26 protein-coding genes are annotated in these 16727 nt (G+C 66.8%); 24 read left to right on the forward strand and 2 right to left on the reverse strand.

Annotation, left to right across the window (positions count from 1 at the left end; all coding sequences use genetic code 11):
• Positions 1 to 50 precede the first annotated feature (50 nt).
• Positions 51 to 1244, forward strand: coding sequence for an elongation factor Tu (gene tuf / locus ACIO3O_RS04920; protein ID WP_189821111.1), 1194 nt, complete (start codon positions 51 to 53; stop codon positions 1242 to 1244).
• 146 nt (positions 1245 to 1390) lie between these two features.
• Here the strand turns inward: tuf and ACIO3O_RS04925 are convergent, their stop codons facing one another.
• On the reverse strand, positions 1391 to 3412 hold the full coding sequence (locus ACIO3O_RS04925; RefSeq protein ID WP_401742026.1) for a PIG-L family deacetylase: 2022 nt from the start codon (positions 3410 to 3412) through the stop codon (positions 1391 to 1393).
• 147 nt (positions 3413 to 3559) lie between these two features.
• The gene (locus tag ACIO3O_RS04930) at positions 3560 to 4147 is read right to left on the reverse strand and encodes an SMI1/KNR4 family protein (RefSeq protein ID WP_401742029.1); all 588 of its coding nucleotides are present in this window, start codon (positions 4145 to 4147) and stop codon (positions 3560 to 3562) included.
• Positions 4148 to 4711: 564 nt separating this feature from the next.
• Between ACIO3O_RS04930 and rpsJ the strand changes: the two genes are divergently transcribed.
• The 23 genes from rpsJ (at position 4712) to ACIO3O_RS05045 (ending at position 16636) form a co-directional block, all read left to right on the forward strand.
• A complete protein-coding gene (gene rpsJ / locus ACIO3O_RS04935; protein ID WP_003948644.1) occupies positions 4712 to 5020 on the forward strand; it encodes a 30S ribosomal protein S10 in 309 nt (102 codons plus the stop codon).
• Positions 5021 to 5034: 14 nt separating this feature from the next.
• Positions 5035 to 5679 (forward strand): 50S ribosomal protein L3, encoded by a 645-nt coding sequence (gene rplC / locus ACIO3O_RS04940; RefSeq protein WP_189821109.1) that lies wholly within the window; start codon positions 5035 to 5037, stop codon positions 5677 to 5679.
• Between the two features lie 7 nt (positions 5680 to 5686).
• Positions 5687 to 6337 (forward strand): 50S ribosomal protein L4, encoded by a 651-nt coding sequence (gene rplD / locus ACIO3O_RS04945; RefSeq protein ID WP_189821108.1) that lies wholly within the window; start codon positions 5687 to 5689, stop codon positions 6335 to 6337.
• Complete coding sequence (gene rplW, locus ACIO3O_RS04950) at positions 6334 to 6657, forward strand: 50S ribosomal protein L23 (protein WP_401743362.1); 324 nt, start codon at positions 6334 to 6336, stop codon at positions 6655 to 6657. Before rplD ends, rplW begins: the two co-directional genes overlap by 4 nt.
• 40 nt (positions 6658 to 6697) lie before the next feature.
• On the forward strand, positions 6698 to 7534 hold the full coding sequence (gene rplB, locus ACIO3O_RS04955; protein WP_401742033.1) for a 50S ribosomal protein L2: 837 nt from the start codon (positions 6698 to 6700) through the stop codon (positions 7532 to 7534).
• Positions 7535 to 7546: 12 nt separating this feature from the next.
• On the forward strand, positions 7547 to 7828 hold the full coding sequence (rpsS, locus tag ACIO3O_RS04960) for a 30S ribosomal protein S19 (protein WP_138894198.1): 282 nt from the start codon (positions 7547 to 7549) through the stop codon (positions 7826 to 7828).
• A gap of 41 nt (positions 7829 to 7869) precedes the next feature.
• Positions 7870 to 8217 (forward strand): 50S ribosomal protein L22, encoded by a 348-nt coding sequence (gene rplV / locus ACIO3O_RS04965; RefSeq protein WP_135332555.1) that lies wholly within the window; start codon positions 7870 to 7872, stop codon positions 8215 to 8217.
• Positions 8217 to 9056 carry a 30S ribosomal protein S3 gene (rpsC, locus tag ACIO3O_RS04970; RefSeq protein ID WP_401742036.1) on the forward strand — a complete coding sequence of 280 codons (840 nt, stop codon included), beginning with the start codon at positions 8217 to 8219 and terminating at the stop codon, positions 9054 to 9056. Before rplV ends, rpsC begins: the two co-directional genes overlap by 1 nt.
• Before the next feature lie 5 nt (positions 9057 to 9061).
• Entirely contained in the window at positions 9062 to 9481 is a 420-nt protein-coding gene (gene rplP / locus ACIO3O_RS04975; protein WP_028812370.1) for a 50S ribosomal protein L16, read from the forward strand.
• On the forward strand, positions 9481 to 9705 hold the full coding sequence (gene rpmC, locus ACIO3O_RS04980) for a 50S ribosomal protein L29 (RefSeq protein ID WP_138894199.1): 225 nt from the start codon (positions 9481 to 9483) through the stop codon (positions 9703 to 9705). The genes rplP and rpmC overlap by 1 nt, the downstream gene beginning before the upstream one ends.
• Positions 9705 to 9989: a 30S ribosomal protein S17 gene (rpsQ, locus tag ACIO3O_RS04985; protein ID WP_028812368.1), complete on the forward strand. Its 285-nt coding sequence runs from the start codon at positions 9705 to 9707 to the stop codon at positions 9987 to 9989. The genes rpmC and rpsQ overlap by 1 nt, the downstream gene beginning before the upstream one ends.
• A gap of 129 nt (positions 9990 to 10118) precedes the next feature.
• Positions 10119 to 10487 (forward strand): 50S ribosomal protein L14, encoded by a 369-nt coding sequence (rplN, locus tag ACIO3O_RS04990; protein ID WP_003966950.1) that lies wholly within the window; start codon positions 10119 to 10121, stop codon positions 10485 to 10487.
• A 2-nt stretch (positions 10488 to 10489) separates the two neighbouring features.
• The gene (gene rplX, locus ACIO3O_RS04995; RefSeq protein WP_189821105.1) at positions 10490 to 10801 is read left to right on the forward strand and encodes a 50S ribosomal protein L24; all 312 of its coding nucleotides are present in this window, start codon (positions 10490 to 10492) and stop codon (positions 10799 to 10801) included.
• Positions 10801 to 11358, forward strand: a complete 558-nt coding sequence (rplE, locus tag ACIO3O_RS05000; RefSeq protein WP_189821104.1) for a 50S ribosomal protein L5 — start codon at positions 10801 to 10803, stop codon at positions 11356 to 11358. The genes rplX and rplE overlap by 1 nt, the downstream gene beginning before the upstream one ends.
• Before the next feature lie 5 nt (positions 11359 to 11363).
• On the forward strand, positions 11364 to 11549 hold the full coding sequence (locus ACIO3O_RS05005; protein ID WP_003956452.1) for a type Z 30S ribosomal protein S14: 186 nt from the start codon (positions 11364 to 11366) through the stop codon (positions 11547 to 11549).
• 222 nt (positions 11550 to 11771) lie between these two features.
• Positions 11772 to 12170 carry a 30S ribosomal protein S8 gene (gene rpsH, locus ACIO3O_RS05010; protein ID WP_266659726.1) on the forward strand — a complete coding sequence of 133 codons (399 nt, stop codon included), beginning with the start codon at positions 11772 to 11774 and terminating at the stop codon, positions 12168 to 12170.
• A gap of 21 nt (positions 12171 to 12191) precedes the next feature.
• Positions 12192 to 12731 carry a 50S ribosomal protein L6 gene (gene rplF / locus ACIO3O_RS05015; protein WP_401742044.1) on the forward strand — a complete coding sequence of 180 codons (540 nt, stop codon included), beginning with the start codon at positions 12192 to 12194 and terminating at the stop codon, positions 12729 to 12731.
• A gap of 3 nt (positions 12732 to 12734) precedes the next feature.
• Positions 12735 to 13118, forward strand: a complete 384-nt coding sequence (rplR, locus tag ACIO3O_RS05020) for a 50S ribosomal protein L18 (RefSeq protein WP_266659722.1) — start codon at positions 12735 to 12737, stop codon at positions 13116 to 13118.
• Positions 13119 to 13164: 46 nt separating this feature from the next.
• Entirely contained in the window at positions 13165 to 13767 is a 603-nt protein-coding gene (gene rpsE, locus ACIO3O_RS05025) for a 30S ribosomal protein S5 (protein ID WP_097866720.1), read from the forward strand.
• Positions 13767 to 13949 carry a 50S ribosomal protein L30 gene (rpmD, locus tag ACIO3O_RS05030; protein ID WP_266659719.1) on the forward strand — a complete coding sequence of 61 codons (183 nt, stop codon included), beginning with the start codon at positions 13767 to 13769 and terminating at the stop codon, positions 13947 to 13949. Before rpsE ends, rpmD begins: the two co-directional genes overlap by 1 nt.
• 1 nt (position 13950) lies before the next feature.
• Positions 13951 to 14406 (forward strand): 50S ribosomal protein L15, encoded by a 456-nt coding sequence (gene rplO / locus ACIO3O_RS05035; protein ID WP_401742048.1) that lies wholly within the window; start codon positions 13951 to 13953, stop codon positions 14404 to 14406.
• Between the two features lie 224 nt (positions 14407 to 14630).
• Positions 14631 to 15953, forward strand: coding sequence for a preprotein translocase subunit SecY (gene secY / locus ACIO3O_RS05040; RefSeq protein WP_401742051.1), 1323 nt, complete (start codon positions 14631 to 14633; stop codon positions 15951 to 15953).
• Positions 15953 to 16636 (forward strand): adenylate kinase, encoded by a 684-nt coding sequence (locus ACIO3O_RS05045; protein WP_401742054.1) that lies wholly within the window; start codon positions 15953 to 15955, stop codon positions 16634 to 16636. The genes secY and ACIO3O_RS05045 overlap by 1 nt, the downstream gene beginning before the upstream one ends.
• Positions 16637 to 16727 lie beyond the last annotated feature (91 nt).

Here is a 16727-nt window from a genome sequence, read left to right on the forward strand (position 1 = left end):
CCTGGCGCCGATGAAGCAAGGCGTACAGAACCACTCCGCAGGAGGACCCAGTGGCGAAGGCAAAGTTCGAGCGGACTAAGCCGCACGTCAACATCGGCACCATCGGTCACATTGACCACGGTAAGACGACCCTCACGGCCGCCATTACCAAGGTGCTGCACGACGCGTACCCGGACCTGAACGAGGCCTCGGCCTTCGACCAGATCGACAAGGCGCCGGAAGAGCGCCAGCGTGGTATCACCATCTCCATCGCGCACGTCGAGTACCAGACGGAGTCGCGTCACTACGCGCACGTCGACTGCCCGGGTCACGCTGACTACATCAAGAACATGATCACGGGTGCCGCGCAGATGGACGGCGCGATCCTCGTGGTTGCCGCCACCGACGGCCCGATGCCGCAGACGAAGGAGCACGTCCTCCTGGCCCGCCAGGTAGGCGTCCCCTACATCGTCGTCGCGCTGAACAAGGCCGACATGGTGGACGACGAGGAGATCCTGGAGCTCGTCGAGCTCGAGGTCCGTGAGCTCCTCTCCGAGTACGAGTTCCCGGGCGACGACCTGCCGGTCGTCAAGGTCTCGGCGCTCAAGGCGCTCGAGGGCGACAAGGAGTGGGGCCAGTCGGTCCTGAACCTGATGGCCGCCGTCGACGAGTCGATCCCGCAGCCCGAGCGCGACGTCGACAAGCCGTTCCTGATGCCGATCGAGGACGTCTTCACGATCACCGGTCGTGGCACCGTCGTCACCGGCCGTATCGAGCGTGGTGTCCTCAAGGTCAACGAGACCGTCGACATCGTCGGTATCAAGGAAGAGAAGACCACCACCACGGTCACCGGCATCGAGATGTTCCGCAAGCTGCTCGACGAGGGCCAGGCCGGTGAGAACGTCGGTCTGCTCCTCCGTGGCATCAAGCGCGAGGACGTCGAGCGCGGCCAGGTCATCATCAAGCCGGGCTCGGTCACCCCGCACACGGAGTTCGAGGCGCAGGCGTACATCCTGTCGAAGGACGAGGGTGGCCGTCACACCCCCTTCTTCAACAACTACCGCCCGCAGTTCTACTTCCGCACCACGGACGTCACCGGTGTCGTCACGCTGCCCGAGGGCACCGAGATGGTCATGCCGGGCGACAACACCGTCATGTCGGTCGCGCTGATCCAGCCGGTCGCCATGGAGGAGGGCCTCAAGTTCGCCATCCGTGAGGGTGGCCGGACCGTCGGCGCCGGCCAGGTCACCAAGATCACCAAGTAATTACCCGGTGATTGACCTGGTAGCTCGGTAGCGACAGCTCCCAGCTCCAAGGGAAGGGCCCCGGCCCCATCGCGCAAGCGGTGGGTGCCGGGGCCCTTCTTGTTGTTTCCGTAGGTGTACGAGTCGTTCTTGTACGTGTACGGGTCCTACGCCCGCCAGAGCCACGGCACCGCGTCCGCCCCCAGCCCCGCCACCACCGCGCCCGCGCTCGTACGGATCAGGGCCGGCGGCCCCACGCACACCCCCCGGTGCCGCTTCACCGCCCCCCGGGCGTCCCGGAGCTGGACCTCCCCCCGCTCGCCCCGCCCCAGCAGCACCGGCCCCTCCCCGGCGGACACCGGACCGTACCCCTGGAAGGTGAGCCCGGGCAGCGGCGAGCCGTCCGGGCGGACCGCGACGAGTGCGGGGGAGTGCGGGGCGCGGTAGGCGACGCCGAGCGAGCCGTCCGGCCGCGCGAACGCCTGCGGCGGGGTGCCGGGGGCGGGCATCGCGGGCGGGCGCAGGGCGAGGGGCGCACCGGGGGAGGGCTGCGCCCAGTGCCGTACGGACGTCCGCGCGGCGGCGAACAGGTGCACCAGCCCCCGCCCGTCCACGGCCGCCGACAGCCCGTCCTGGATGCCGTCGCCGTCGCCCATGCCGTCCCCGTTCGGGCCGCCCAGGGCGCGCCACGGCCCCCAGCTGCCACGTGCGTCCCGCACCCGCGTACTCACGCTCTTCGCCGCGTTCCGCACGAAGAGGTGGACGCTGCCGTCGCCCGACGTGACGGCGACCGGTACGCCGATCCGCCGCCCCCGGTCCGGGTGGCGCTCGGGGTTGCCGAGCGAGGTCCAGGCCCGGCCGTCGTACTGGACGACCTCGCGCCGGTTCGCCCCGCCGTGGCCGACGAGCGAGGCGATGCGCACGGCGAACAGCAACTGGCCGCCGTCCTTCGTCACGGCCTGCCCGAGCCCGGGGGCCAGCGGTCCGCCGCCCAGGTCCTCGGGGGCGCCCCAGCCGACGCCGCTCGCCGCCCAGCGGACCAGCCGCAGGCCGACGACGCCGTACGCGGCCTGCGTACCCTCTATCACCAACTGGGGCCCCGGGTAACGGTAGTTGGTGGAGCGCATCCAGCCCTTGGGGTTCTTCAGCGGGCGCCCGAAGCCGACGCCGTAGTCCCCGCAGCCGGCCGGGTTGCCGCAGTCCCAGTCCGGGTTCCCGCCGTACACGAAGAGGGGCTCGGCCTTCTCCCGGACGATGGATGCGGGGAGATTCTTGGGCCAGTGCCGGTTGTAGTAGGCGCGGAAGGCGGTGGTGGTGAAACGGGGGAGCGGCTCGCCGTTCGCGGATTTCTCGGCGACCCAGCGGATCAGCGCCGCCCAGCTGAAGCAGGCGACGGCGGTGTGGTCGCGGTGGTCGGAGTAACCGGGCTGCTCGCTGTTCTTGGTACGCACACGCGCCGGGCTGTGCTGGATGTCGGGGTCCGGGTCGAGGGTCTGCACGACGGTCGGCCGGTACTGGTCCAACAGCCCGGTCAGCGCGTCCACCAGCTCGTCGTAGTCGTACGAACCCGGTTCCTTCAGCGGGGAGTTGTCGGCCACCATGGTCCGCTGCCGCATGCCCCGGTCGCCCCAGAGGGCGGGCAGGGAGGGCCGGTTGCGGGACGAGGTGACGGAGACGTTGAGGAACACCAGCCGGACCTGCTTGCCGTCGTGCGCGAGGGTGTCCAGCTCGGCCCGCTTGCCGCCGCGCAGGTCGAGGACGGTGCGCTCCCACGGGGTGAACCTGGGCAGCCCGAGGAGGGTCGCGTACGCCTGACGGAGCCCCTGCTGGCGGGCGGAGACGTACGCGTTCTTGTCGGAGGCGGGGCGGGGGTGCCCCTGGGCGTGGTTGATGCCGTCCGCCTCGCCCGCGGTGACGTACACGGAGACGACCGGGGTCCCGGCCTCCAGCAGGCGCCGGGTGTCCGGGTTCATGAAGTACAGGTCGTCGTCGGGGTGCGCGAGCATCTGGAGCAGCAGCGACCGCCCGGCGTGCGCGATGGGCCGCCCGGGCGCGGGATCGGGCCCCGGGTCCCGGCGGCGCGGGGGCGACGGCACCGTACAGGCCGCCAGGGGGAGGCCCGCGGCGGCGGCCAGCAGGATGCGTCTGGGCAGTCTTCCGGGCAGGCCGGGCCCCGTACCGCTGTGCATGTGTCCTCGCGCTCCGTCCGCTTCCCCCGCAGCGGTGGTCATGGCGCTGCGTCTGGTCGATGATCGCGGGTCGGTACGGGCAGGTGCCGCCGACTCGCTGCGGTCAGCTAGACGGCGGGGGAGGGGTGCCGGTTGCCTGGCGGGTGCTCACCGGTGGAGCAGGTCCGCGTGGGCCGGCCAGTCGTCGAAGGTCGCCTGCCGGCCGTGCAGGGTGAGCGGGAGGATCCGCTCGCAGGTGGCCCGTGCGTCGAACCACATCTCGCCCCGGTGCGGGCCCGTGACCACCAGCAGGGTCGAGAAGCCGCAGCCGCCCTCCCGCACGAACACCGCGCCCGCCGTCTTCCGCTCCTGGAGGACCCCGCACTCGTGGTCCCAGGCCCGCCAGGCGGCCGCGTCCTGGTGGGGCGGTTCCCGGCCGTCCAGTTCGTCGTCGAGGGCGCGGTAGGAGTCGGGGTGCGGGAAGGGGGTGGTGAGCAGGGCGTAGTTGGTCAGGCTGTCACCGTCCCAGCCCCAGCCCTGTGCGCCCCTGACCAGCCGGTTGGGCTTGCCCCCGGCGCTGCGGGTGCGCAGGTGGCGGCGGTACGCGGAGGGGAAGGTGATCCCCAAGTCCCTCTCGGCGTCCGCTACTTCGGCCTCGCTGAGCGGCGGCGGAGGGGTGGCGCGCGGCGGTCCGGCCGGAGCGTGGCGGCGGCCCCGCTCCAGGCGGGCGAACTCTGCGGCCCAGTCGGTGGTCATGCCGCGACGGTAGGCCCGGGGCCCCTGCCGGCCGAGCGGCGGGGCGGCGCCGGGGGGCGGGTGCGGGGCCGGGAGGGTCGGCTCGGGGGGACCGGCGTCGTACCGCGACGACCGCTGATCACCCGTTCGGGTGGGGGACCCGGGTTTGACCTCCGTCACGCTGCGGGTAATCTCTTCCGCCCGATTGGCGCGCCCCGTGCCCCGTATGGCAGACTGTCGGGGTTGCTCGGTTGAGTATCGATGCTGCACGCCTCCCGCCGGGAGGACTGGAAGCGAGTCCCACAGTACTCGTCGCCTTTATCTGCCTCCGGGCAGCAATGGGGCGGACGTACGGGAATCTTTCGGGAAGTGTTAGCGCGGTGCTGACCAGGCACCCGGTGGGTGTTCTTCCCCCGGCTTGCGGTCGCGGACCGTATCCCCTACAGCAGGGAAAACCTTCGGGATTTCTTCCTGGCGAGGATGCGACACGCCCGACCGCGTGGGTCGGAGAAGGACGGTGCTGAGCGTTCAGAGCGCAGCCGCCCGGGTTCCAGAGCGTTAAGAGACAAAGGACTACTAGTAGCCATGGCGGGACAGAAGATCCGCATCCGGCTCAAGGCCTACGACCACGAGGTCATCGACTCCTCGGCGAAGAAGATCGTCGAGACGGTGACCCGCACTGGTGCGTCGGTCGCGGGCCCGGTGCCGCTGCCCACTGAGAAGAACGTGTACTGCGTCATCAAGTCGCCGCACAAGTACAAGGACTCTCGCGAGCACTTCGAGATGCGCACGCACAAGCGCCTCATCGACATCCTCGACCCCACGCCGAAGACGGTTGACTCGCTGATGCGTCTCGACCTGCCGGCGGGCGTCGACATCGAGATCAAGCTCTGAAGGGACGGGCCGAGATGAGCAAGAACATCAAGGGCGTCCTGGGCGAGAAGCTCGGCATGACCCAGGTCTGGGACGAGAACAACCGGGTTGTCCCGGTGACCGTCGTCAAGGCCGGTCCGTGCGTCGTGACGCAGGTACGTACGAACGACAACGACGGCTACGAGTCGGTCCAGATCGCCTTCGGCGAGATTGACCCGCGCAAGGTGAACAAGCCCCTCAAGGGTCACTTCGCCAAGGCCGACGTGACCCCGCGCCGCCACCTCGTGGAGCTGCGCACCCCGGACGCCAGCGAGTACACGCTGGGCCAGGAGATCACTGCCGAGGTGTTCGAGTCCGGCGTCAAGGTTGACGTCACGGGCAAGAGCAAGGGCAAGGGCTTCGCCGGTGTGATGAAGCGTCACAACTTCCACGGCGGCAAGGCCTCGCACGGTGCCCACCGCGTGCACCGCAAGCCTGGTTCCATCGGTGGCTGTGCCACCCCCGGCCGTGTCTTCAAGGGCATGCGCATGGCGGGTCGCATGGGTAACGAGCGGGTCACCACCCAGAACCTGACCGTCCACGCCGTTGACGCCGAGAAGGGTCTGCTGCTCATCAAGGGCGCCGTCCCCGGCCCCAACGGTGGCCTCGTCCTGGTCCGCACTGCGGCCAAGGGGGTTTGAGGAACCGATGAGCACCATTGACATCCTTTCGCCGGCAGGCGACAAGACCGGGACCGTCGAGCTCCCCGCGGAGATCTTCGACGCCAAGGTCAGCATTCCGCTGATCCACCAGGTCGTCGTCGCTCAGCTGGCCGCTGCCCGCCAGGGCACGCACAAGACCAAGCGTCGCGGCGAGGTCCGTGGTGGCGGTAAGAAGCCTTACCGCCAGAAGGGCACCGGCCGCGCCCGTCAGGGTTCGACCCGCGCCCCGCAGTTCGCCGGCGGTGGCGTTGTCCACGGCCCGCAGCCGCGTGACTACTCGCAGCGCACCCCGAAGAAGATGAAGGCCGCCGCCCTGCGCGGTGCCCTCACGGACCGGGCTCGCAACGCGCGCGTCCACGTCGTCACCGGCGTGGTCGACGGTGCGGTTTCCACGAAGGCCGCCAAGTCCCTGCTGGGCAAGATCAGCGAGCGCAAGCACGTGCTCCTGGTCGCCGAGCGCTCGGACGAGGCCGCGTGGCTCTCCGCCCGCAACCTGCCCCAGGTGCACATCCTGGAGCCGGGCCAGCTGAACACGTACGACGTGCTCGTCTCGGACGACCTGGTCTTCACCAAGGCCGCCTTCGAGTCCTTCGTGTCTGGCCCCAAGGCCGATGAGACCGAAGGGAGCGACGCCTGATGACCGCGATCGTTACCAGCAAGACCTTCACGGACCACCGCGACATTCTTGTCAAGCCGGTTGTCTCCGAGAAGAGCTACGCGCTGCTCGACGAGAACAAGTACACGTTCATCGTCGCGCCCGGCTCCAACAAGACCCAGATCAAGCAGGCCGTGGAAGCGGTCTTCTCGGTCAAGGTCACGGGGGTCAACACGATCAACCGCCAGGGCAAGCGCAAGCGCACCAAGAGCGGTTTCGGCAAGCGCGCTGACACCAAGCGCGCCATCGTGACCCTCGCCGAGGGCGACCGTATCGACATCTTCGGCGGTCCGACCGCCTGACGGCGGTCTGGATCGTCCGGAATCGGACGAGGACTGAGAAATGGGAATCCGCAAGTACAAGCCGACTACGCCGGGCCGCCGTGGCTCCTCCGTAGCCGACTTTGTCGAGATCACGCGGTCCACGCCGGAGAAGTCGCTGGTTCGCCCTCTGCACAGCAAGGGCGGCCGTAACAACGCCGGTCGGATCACTGTTCGCCACCAGGGTGGTGGCCACAAGCGCGCCTACCGCGTGATCGACTTCCGTCGTCACGACAAGGACGGCGTGCCGGCCAAGGTCGCGCACATCGAGTACGACCCCAACCGCACCGCGCGCATCGCGCTGCTGCACTACGCGGACGGCGAGAAGCGTTACATCCTCGCCCCGCGTGGCCTGTCGCAGGGTGACCGGATTGAGAACGGCCCCACGGCCGACATCAAGCCGGGCAACAACCTCGCGCTGCGCAACATCCCGGTTGGTACCACCATCCACAACATCGAGCTGCGTCCCGGCGGCGGTGCGAAGTTCGCCCGCTCCGCCGGTACCTCCGTGCAGCTTCTTGCGAAGGAGGGCACGATGGCCCACCTTCGTATGCCTTCCGGCGAGATTCGCCTGGTCGACGCCCGCTGCCGCGCCACGATTGGCGAGGTCGGCAACGCCGAGCAGTCGAACATCAACTGGGGCAAGGCCGGCCGCATGCGCTGGAAGGGCGTTCGCCCGACCGTTCGCGGTGTGGCGATGAACCCGGTCGACCACCCGCACGGTGGTGGTGAGGGTAAGACCTCCGGTGGTCGCCACCCGGTCTCCCCGTGGGGTCAGAAGGAGGGTCGTACTCGCTCGCCGAAGAAGGCTTCGAGCAAGTACATCGTCCGCCGCCGCAAGTCGAACAAGAAGCGCTAGGAGCGGGTTTAGATGCCGCGCAGTCTCAAGAAGGGGCCCTTCGTCGACGGACACCTCGTAAAGAAGGTGGACGTACAGAACGAAGCTGGCACCAAGAACGTCATCAAGACCTGGTCCCGGCGCTCGATGATCATCCCCAGCATGCTGGGTCACACCATCGCGGTGCACAACGGCAAGATCCACGTCCCGGTGTTCGTCACCGAGTCGATGGTCGGCCACAAGCTCGGCGAGTTTGCGCCGACCCGCACCTTCCGCGGCCACGTCAAGGACGACCGCAAGTCGAAGCGCCGCTAAGGCGGGGTGCGATGACTATGAACGACACCGAAGGGACAACCATGGAAGCCAGGGCCCAGGCGCGGTACATCCGCGTCACGCCCATGAAGGCCCGCCGAGTGGTGGACCTTATCCGTGGCATGGATGCCACGGAGGCTCAGGCGGTCCTGCGTTTCGCCCCGCAGGCCGCGAGCGTGCCGGTTGGCAAGGTGCTGGACAGCGCCATTGCCAACGCTGCACACAACTACGACCACTCGGACGCCTCTTCGCTGTTCATCAGCGAGGCGTTTGTGGACGAGGGCCCGACCCTGAAGCGGTTCCGTCCGCGTGCTCAGGGCCGTGCCTACCGGATCCGTAAGCGGACCAGCCACATCACCGTGGTCGTCAGCAGCAAGGAAGGAACCCGGTAATGGGCCAGAAGGTAAACCCGCACGGGTTCCGGCTCGGCATTACCACGGACTTCAAGTCCCGTTGGTACGCCGACAAGCTGTACAAGGACTACGTCAAGGAAGACGTCGCCATCCGCAGGATGATGACGTCCGGCATGGAGCGCGCCGGCATCTCGAAGGTTGAGATCGAGCGCACCCGTGACCGTGTGCGGGTGGACATCCACACCGCTCGTCCGGGCATCGTCATCGGCCGCCGTGGCGCCGAGGCCGACCGCATCCGCGGTGACCTCGAGAAGCTCACGGGCAAGCAGGTCCAGCTGAACATCCTCGAGGTCAAGAACCCCGAGATGGACGCTCAGCTGGTTGCCCAGGCCGTTGCCGAGCAGCTCTCCTCCCGCGTCTCCTTCCGTCGTGCCATGCGCAAGAGCATGCAGGGCACCATGAAGGCCGGCGCCAAGGGCATCAAGATCCAGTGCGGCGGTCGCCTCGGCGGCGCCGAGATGTCCCGCTCCGAGTTCTACCGCGAGGGTCGTGTGCCGCTGCACACGCTCCGCGCGAACGTGGACTACGGCTTCTTCGAGGCCAAGACGACCTTCGGTCGCATTGGCGTCAAGGTCTGGATCTACAAGGGCGACGTCAAGAACATCGCCGAGGTTCGTGCCGAGAACGCCGCGGCCCGTGCGGGTAACCGCCCGGCCCGTGGTGCTGGTGCGAACGACCGCCCGGCCCGTGGTGGCCGTGGTGGCGAGCGTGGCGGCCGCGGCCGCAAGCCGCAGCAGTCCGCGCCGGCAGCCGAGGCCCCCAAGGCCGACGCTCCCGTCGCCGCTGCTCCGGCTGAGAGCACCGGAACGGAGGCCTGACCGACATGCTGATCCCTCGTAGGGTCAAGCACCGCAAGCAGCACCACCCCAAGCGCCGCGGTATGGCGAAGGGTGGCACTGAGGTCGCATTCGGCGAGTACGGCATCCAGGCGCTGACCCCGGCGTACGTGACGAACCGCCAGATCGAAGCGGCTCGTATCGCGATGACCCGCCACATCAAGCGTGGCGGCAAGGTCTGGATCAACATCTACCCGGACCGTCCGCTGACGAAGAAGCCCGCCGAGACCCGCATGGGTTCCGGTAAGGGTTCTCCCGAGTGGTGGATCGCGAACGTGCACCCGGGTCGGGTCATGTTCGAGCTGTCCTACCCGAACGAGAAGATTGCTCGTGAGGCGCTCACCCGCGCTGCTCACAAGCTTCCGATGAAGTGCCGGATTGTTCGGCGCGAGGCAGGTGAGTCGTGATGGTGGCCGGTACGAAGGCGACTGAGCTGCGCGAGCTGAACGACGAGGACCTCGTCGCGAAGCTCCGTGAGGCCAAGGAAGAACTGTTCAACCTCCGCTTCCAGGCGGCGACCGGACAGCTCGAAAACCACGGCCGGCTCAAGTCCGTCCGTAAGGACATCGCCCGGATCTACACCCTGATGCGTGAGCGCGAGCTCGGCATCGAGACGGTGGAGAGCGCCTGATGAGCGAGAAGAATGTGACTGAGACGACTGAGCAGCGCGGATTCCGCAAGACCCGTGAGGGTCTCGTCGTCAGCGACAAGATGGACAAGACCGTCGTCGTCGCTGTCGAGGACCGCGTGAAGCACGCGCTGTACGGCAAGGTCATCCGCCGTACGAACAAGCTCAAGGCTCACGACGAGTCCAACGCCGCAGGCGTCGGCGACCGCGTCCTCATCATGGAGACGCGTCCGCTGTCGGCCTCGAAGCGCTGGCGCATCGTCGAGATCCTCGAGAAGGCCAAGTAGGAAATTCCCGCAAGGGAATTCCAAGTGCAACGTCTTAAAGGGGTTTCCCTTTAAGTAGTTCCGCCAGGCTCGGTGGGGCCGTAGCGATACGGCCCCACCGGGAACCGGCAGACGATTCAGGAGATAGACGTGATCCAGCAGGAGTCGCGACTTCGCGTCGCCGACAACACGGGTGCGAAGGAAATTCTCACCATCCGTGTTCTCGGTGGCTCGGGTCGCCGCTACGCGGGCATCGGTGACGTCATCGTCGCCACCGTCAAGGACGCAATCCCCGGTGGCAACGTGAAGAAGGGTGACGTCGTCAAGGCGGTCATCGTTCGCACCGTCAAGGAGCGTCGTCGCCAGGATGGCTCGTACATCCGCTTCGACGAGAACGCCGCTGTCATTCTCAAGAACGACGGCGACCCCCGCGGCACCCGTATCTTCGGCCCGGTGGGCCGTGAGCTGCGCGAGAAGAAGTTCATGAAGATCATCTCGCTCGCGCCGGAGGTGCTGTAAGCATGAAGATCAAGAAGGGCGACCTGGTTCAGGTCATCACCGGTAAGGACAAGGGCAAGCAGGGCAAGGTCGTTCAGGCCTTCCCCCGCGAGGACCGCGTCCTGGTCGAGGGTGTCAACCGGGTCAAGAAGCACACGAAGGCCGGCCAGAACCAGGCCGGCGGCATCGTGACGACCGAGGCTCCGGTCCACGTCAGCAACGTTCAGCTGGTTGTGGAGAAGGACGGCAACAAGGTCGTTACCCGCGTCGGCTACCGCTTTGACGACGAGGGCAACAAGATCCGCGTTGCCAAGCGGACTGGTGAGGACATCTGATGACTGCCACCACCGCACCGCGCCTCAAGCTGCGCTACCGCGAGGAGATCGCGGGCAAGCTGCGTGAAGAGTTCTCCTACGAGAACGTCATGCAGATCCCCGGTCTGGTCAAGATCGTGGTCAACATGGGTGTCGGCGACGCCGCCCGTGACTCGAAGCTGATCGACGGGGCCATCAAGGACCTGACGACCATCACGGGTCAGAAGCCGGCCGTCACGAAGGCCCGCAAGTCCATCGCGCAGTTCAAGCTGCGCGAGGGTCAGCCGATCGGCTGCCACGTCACCCTCCGCGGTGACCGCATGTGGGAGTTCCTGGACCGTACGCTGTCGCTCGCGCTGCCGCGTATCCGTGACTTCCGTGGTCTGTCGCCGAAGCAGTTCGACGGCCGTGGCAACTACACCTTCGGTCTCACCGAGCAGGTCATGTTCCACGAGATCGACCAGGACAAGATCGACCGTACCCGGGGTATGGACATCACCGTGGTCACCACGGCGACCAACGACGACGAGGGCCGCGCCCTCCTTCGTCACCTCGGCTTCCCCTTCAAGGAGGCGTAAGCGAGATGGCGAAGAAGGCTCTTATCGCGAAGGCTGCCCGCAAGCCCAAGTTCGGTGTGCGCGCCTACACGCGCTGCCAGCGCTGCGGTCGTCCCCACTCCGTGTACCGCAAGTTCGGCCTCTGCCGCGTGTGCCTTCGTGAGATGGCTCACCGTGGCGAGCTCCCGGGCGTGACCAAGAGCTCCTGGTAAATCCAGTACTGCCCTTTGGGCGTACGGATTTCTGGAGCTCTCGGTAAGTATCTGGTCGGCAGGAGCCCCACCCCGAATGCCGTAGGCTAGAAGGGTTGGGCGCCTGCCGCCCATAACGACTTACTACGCCGTAGGTCCCCGCACCGCACCCGTCCCGCCTCTGAGTGGGGAGAGGGATGGCGCATACAGGAAACCCCGGCGAGAGAGGCCGAAGGCCACTTCATGACCATGACTGATCCCATCGCAGACATGCTCACGCGTCTGCGTAACGCAAACTCGGCGTACCACGACACCGTCGTGATGCCGCACAGCAAGATCAAGTCGCACATCGCGGAGATCCTCCAGCAGGAGGGCTTCATCACCGGCTGGAAGGTCGAGGACGCCGAGGTCGGCAAGAACCTCGTTCTCGACCTGAAGTTCGGTCCGAACCGCGAGCGTTCGATCGCCGGCATCAAGCGTATTTCGAAGCCGGGTCTGCGCGTGTACGCGAAGTCCACCAACCTGCCCAAGGTCCTCGGCGGCCTCGGCGTGGCGATCATCTCCACGTCGCACGGTCTTCTGACCGGCCAGCAGGCAGGCAAGAAGGGCGTAGGTGGGGAAGTCCTCGCCTACGTCTGGTAGTCGGGAAAGGAAGGAAAGCTCATGTCGCGAATCGGCAAGCTCCCCATCCAGGTTCCCGCTGGTGTGGACGTCACCATCGACGGTCGCACGGTCTCGGTGAAGGGTCCCAAGGGCACCCTTTCCCACACCGTTGCCGCTCCGATCGAGATTGTTAAGGGCGAGGACGGCGTACTCAACGTCAACCGCCCCAATGACGAGCGTCAGAACAAGGCCCTGCACGGCCTGTCCCGCACGCTGGTGGCGAACATGATCACCGGCGTGACCGCGGGATACAGCAAGGCGCTCGAAATCAGCGGTGTCGGTTACCGCGTCCAGGCGAAGGGCTCCAACCTGGAGTTCGCCCTGGGCTACAGCCACCCCATCGTGATCGAGGCGCCGGAAGGCATCTCCTTCAAGGTCGAGTCGCCCACGAAGCTCAGCGTCGAGGGCATCGACAAGCAGAAGGTCGGCGAGGTCGCCGCTAACATCCGCAAGCTGCGGAAGCCCGACCCGTACAAGGCCAAGGGCGTCAAGTACGCCGGCGAGGTCATCCGCCGCAAGGTCGGAAAGGCGGGTAAGTAAGCCATGGCATACGGTGTAAAGATCGCCAAGGGTGACGCGTACAAGCGCGCTGCCATCAAGCGTCGCCACATCCGCATCCGCAAGCACGTCTCCGGCACGCCGGAGCGTCCTCGCCTGGTCGTGACGCGGTCCAACCGCAACGTGACCGCCCAGGTCATCGACGACATCGCGGGCCACACGCTCGCGTCGGCGTCGACCCTGGACGTTTCGATCCGCGGCGGCGAGGGCGACAAGAGCGCCCAGGCCCAGCAGGTTGGCGCGCTCGTCGCCGAGCGTGCGAAGGCTGCCGGCGTCGAGACCGTCGTGTTCGACCGTGGTGGCAACAGGTACGCCGGGCGCATTGCCGCTCTGGCTGACGCCGCCCGCGAAGCCGGGCTGAAGTTCTAAGCCCCGGTTCCGGGACTAACGGACGTAACAGAGAGAGGTAAATCCAATGGCTGGACCCCAGCGCCGCGGAAGCGGTGCCGGTGGCGGCGAGCGGCGGGACCGGAAGGGTCGCGACGGTGGCGCTGCCGCCGAGAAGACCGCTTACGTTGAGCGCGTTGTCGCGATCAACCGCGTTGCCAAGGTTGTCAAGGGTGGTCGTCGCTTCAGCTTCACCGCGCTCGTCGTGGTCGGAGACGGTGACGGCACCGTAGGTGTCGGTTACGGCAAGGCCAAGGAAGTTCCCGCGGCCATCGCCAAGGGCGTTGAAGAGGCCAAGAAGAGCTTCTTCAAGGTTCCGCGTATCCAGGGCACCATCCCGCACCCGATCACGGGCGAGAAGGCCGCGGGCGTCGTCCTGCTCAAGCCTGCTTCCCCCGGTACCGGCGTTATCGCCGGTGGCCCGGTGCGTGCCGTACTCGAGTGCGCCGGCGTTCACGACATTCTGTCGAAGTCGCTCGGTTCCTCGAACGCGATCAACATCGTGCACGCGACCGTCGCGGCCCTCCAGGGTCTGCAGCGTCCCGAGGAGATCGCGGCTCGCCGTGGTCTGCCCCTCGAGGACGTCGCTCCGGCGGCTCTGCTTCGTGCGCGTGCGGGAGCGGGTGCGTAATGGCCCGTCTCGAGATCACGCAGACGAAGTCGTACATCGGCAGCAAGCAGAACCACCGCGACACCCTGCGTTCGCTCGGGCTCAAGCGCCTGAACGACACGGTTGTCAAGGAGGACCGCCCCGAGTTCCGCGGAATGGTGCACACCGTCCGTCACCTCGTGTCGGTCAAGGAGGTCGACTGACATGGCGGAGAACAACCCGCTGAAGGTCCACAACCTCCGTCCGGCTCCGGGCGCCAAGACCGCCAAGACCCGTGTGGGTCGTGGTGAGGCGTCGAAGGGTAAGACGGCAGGCCGTGGTACCAAGGGCACGAAGGCCCGTTACCAGGTTCCGGAGCGCTTCGAGGGTGGCCAGATGCCCCTCCACATGCGTCTCCCGAAGCTCAAGGGCTTCAAGAACCCGTTCCGCACGGAGTTCCAGGTCGTGAACCTGGACAAGCTGGCCGAGCTCTACCCGCAGGGTGGAGAGGTCACGGTGGCCGACCTGGTCGCCAAGGGCGCCGTGCGCAACAACCACCTCGTCAAGGTCCTGGGCCAGGGCGAGATCTCCGTGGCACTGACGGTTTCGGTTGACGCCGCTTCCGCCTCCGCCAAGGAGAAGATCGCTGCCGCTGGCGGCAGCGTCACCGAGCTCGTCTGAGACAGCTTGATGGCTTGAACATCCGACCGGGGATGCCTCTCATATGGGGCATCCCCGGTTGGTCGTTCCTAGGGGGCGGGGTCCGCCGGTATGGTGGCGTGCACTGTTAACTTTCGCGCGGTGTGCCCACAACGCTGTCCGCTCGTTGTTTGACTGATACGTATTCGTCGATCCTCAATACCGTCACCCTTCGACGCAGTAGCGCGGGGGTCGCAGGAGGCACCGTGCTCACCGCGTTCGCCCGGGCGTTCAAGACGCCCGACCTGCGCAAGAAGCTGCTCTTCACACTCGGCATCATTGTGCTGTTCCGGCTCGGCGCGCACATTCCTGTCCCGGGCGTCAACTACAAGAACGTGCAGACGTGCATCGACGTCGCCAAGGACGGCGGCGGCGGGCTCTTCAGCCTCGTCAACATGTTCAGTGGTGGCGCGCTGTTGCAGATCACCATCTTCGCGCTCGGCATCATGCCGTACATCACGGCGAGCATCATCCTTCAGCTGCTCACCGTGGTCATCCCTCGGCTGGAAGCCCTGAAGAAGGAGGGGCAGTCGGGCACGGCGAAGATCACGCAGTACACGCGTTATCTGACCGTGGCGCTCGCCATCCTCCAGGGCACCGGCCTCGTCGCCACCGCCAACTCGGGCGCGCTCTTCCAGGGCTGCCCGGAGGCGATCCGCTCGCAGATCGTGCCGGACAAGTCGATCTTCACCACCGCGGTCATGGTCATCACGATGACCGCCGGCACCGCGATGGTCATGTGGCTCGGTGAGCTCATCACCGACCGCGGCATCGGCAACGGCATGTCCATCCTGATGTTCATCTCGATCGCCGCGGGCTTCCCGGCGTCGCTGTGGGCCATCAAGGACGGCGGCAAGATGGCCGACGGCTGGATCGAGTTCGGCATCGTGATCCTGGTCGGATTCGCGATGGTCGCCCTCGTGGTGTTCGTGGAGCAGGCCCAGCGCCGCATCCCCGTGCAGTACGCGAAGCGCATGATCGGCCGGAAGTCCTACGGCGGTACGTCCACGTACATCCCGCTGAAGGTGAACCAGGCGGGTGTGATTCCCGTCATCTTCGCTTCTTCGCTGCTCTACATTCCTGCTTTGATCGTTCAGTTCTCCGGTTCCACCGCGCCCTGGGCACAGTGGATCCAGACCAACCTGACCAAGGGCGATCACCCGTACTACATCGTCACGTACTTCTTGTTGATCGTGTTCTTCGCCTTCTTCTACGTGGCGATCTCGTTCAACCCCGAAGAAGTAGCGGACAACATGAAGAAGTATGGTGGCTTCATCCCGGGCATCCGGGCAGGTCGACCTACTGCTGAGTACCTGAGTTACGTGCTGAACCGCATCACGTGGCCGGGATCGCTGTACCTGGGTCTGATCGCTCTCGTGCCGACGATGGCGTTGGCCGGCTTCGGTGCCAGCCAGGACTTCCCGTTCGGCGGCACAAGCATCCTCATCATCGTGGGTGTTGGTCTGGAGACCGTGAAGCAGATCGAGAGCCAGCTCCAGCAGCGCAATTACGAAGGGTTCCTCCGCTGATGCGTATCGTCCTCGTCGGGCCGCCGGGCGCGGGCAAGGGAACGCAGGCCGCGTTCCTCGCCACGAACCTGTCGATCCCGCACATTTCCACGGGTGACCTCTTCCGGGCCAACATCAGCCAGGGCACGGAGCTCGGCCTGCAGGCCAAGGCGATCATGGACGCCGGAAATCTGGTCCCCGACGAGGTCACGATCGGCATGGCGCTGGACCGCATGGCCCAGAGCGACGCCGAGGGCGGTTTCCTGCTCGACGGCTTCCCCCGCAATGTCTTCCAGGCGGAGGCGCTCGACGCCGCGCTGAAGGAGCAGGGGCAGAAGCTGGACGCGGTACTCGACCTCGAGGTCCCCGAGGAAGAGGTCGTGAAGCGGATCGCCGGCCGGCGCATCTGCCGCAACGATTCCGCGCACGTCTTCCACGCGACGTACAGCCCGCCGCAGACCGAGGGCGTCTGCGACGTCTGCGGCGGCGAGCTCTACCAGCGTCCGGACGACACCGAGGAGACCGTGCGCAAGCGGCTCGACGTCTACCACACGCAGACCGAGCCCATCATCGACCACTACAAGGCGCAGGGCCTGGTGGTCACCCTCTCCGCGGAAGGCAAGGTCGCCGAGGTGACCGAGCGCGCGATGGACGCCCTGAAGCGGGCCCGCGAGGAGCGCCCCGAAGAGGGCCAGGGCGCTTAATCGCCGCCCGGCTCAATACGTACGACGGTGAAGGCCGCGGTGTCCTCAGGGCGCCGCGGCCTCACTGTTGTGGCCGTACTGTGGAAACCGA

The organism is Streptomyces sp. NPDC087440, from assembly GCF_044744005.1.
Classification (GTDB): domain Bacteria; phylum Actinomycetota; class Actinomycetes; order Streptomycetales; family Streptomycetaceae; genus Streptomyces.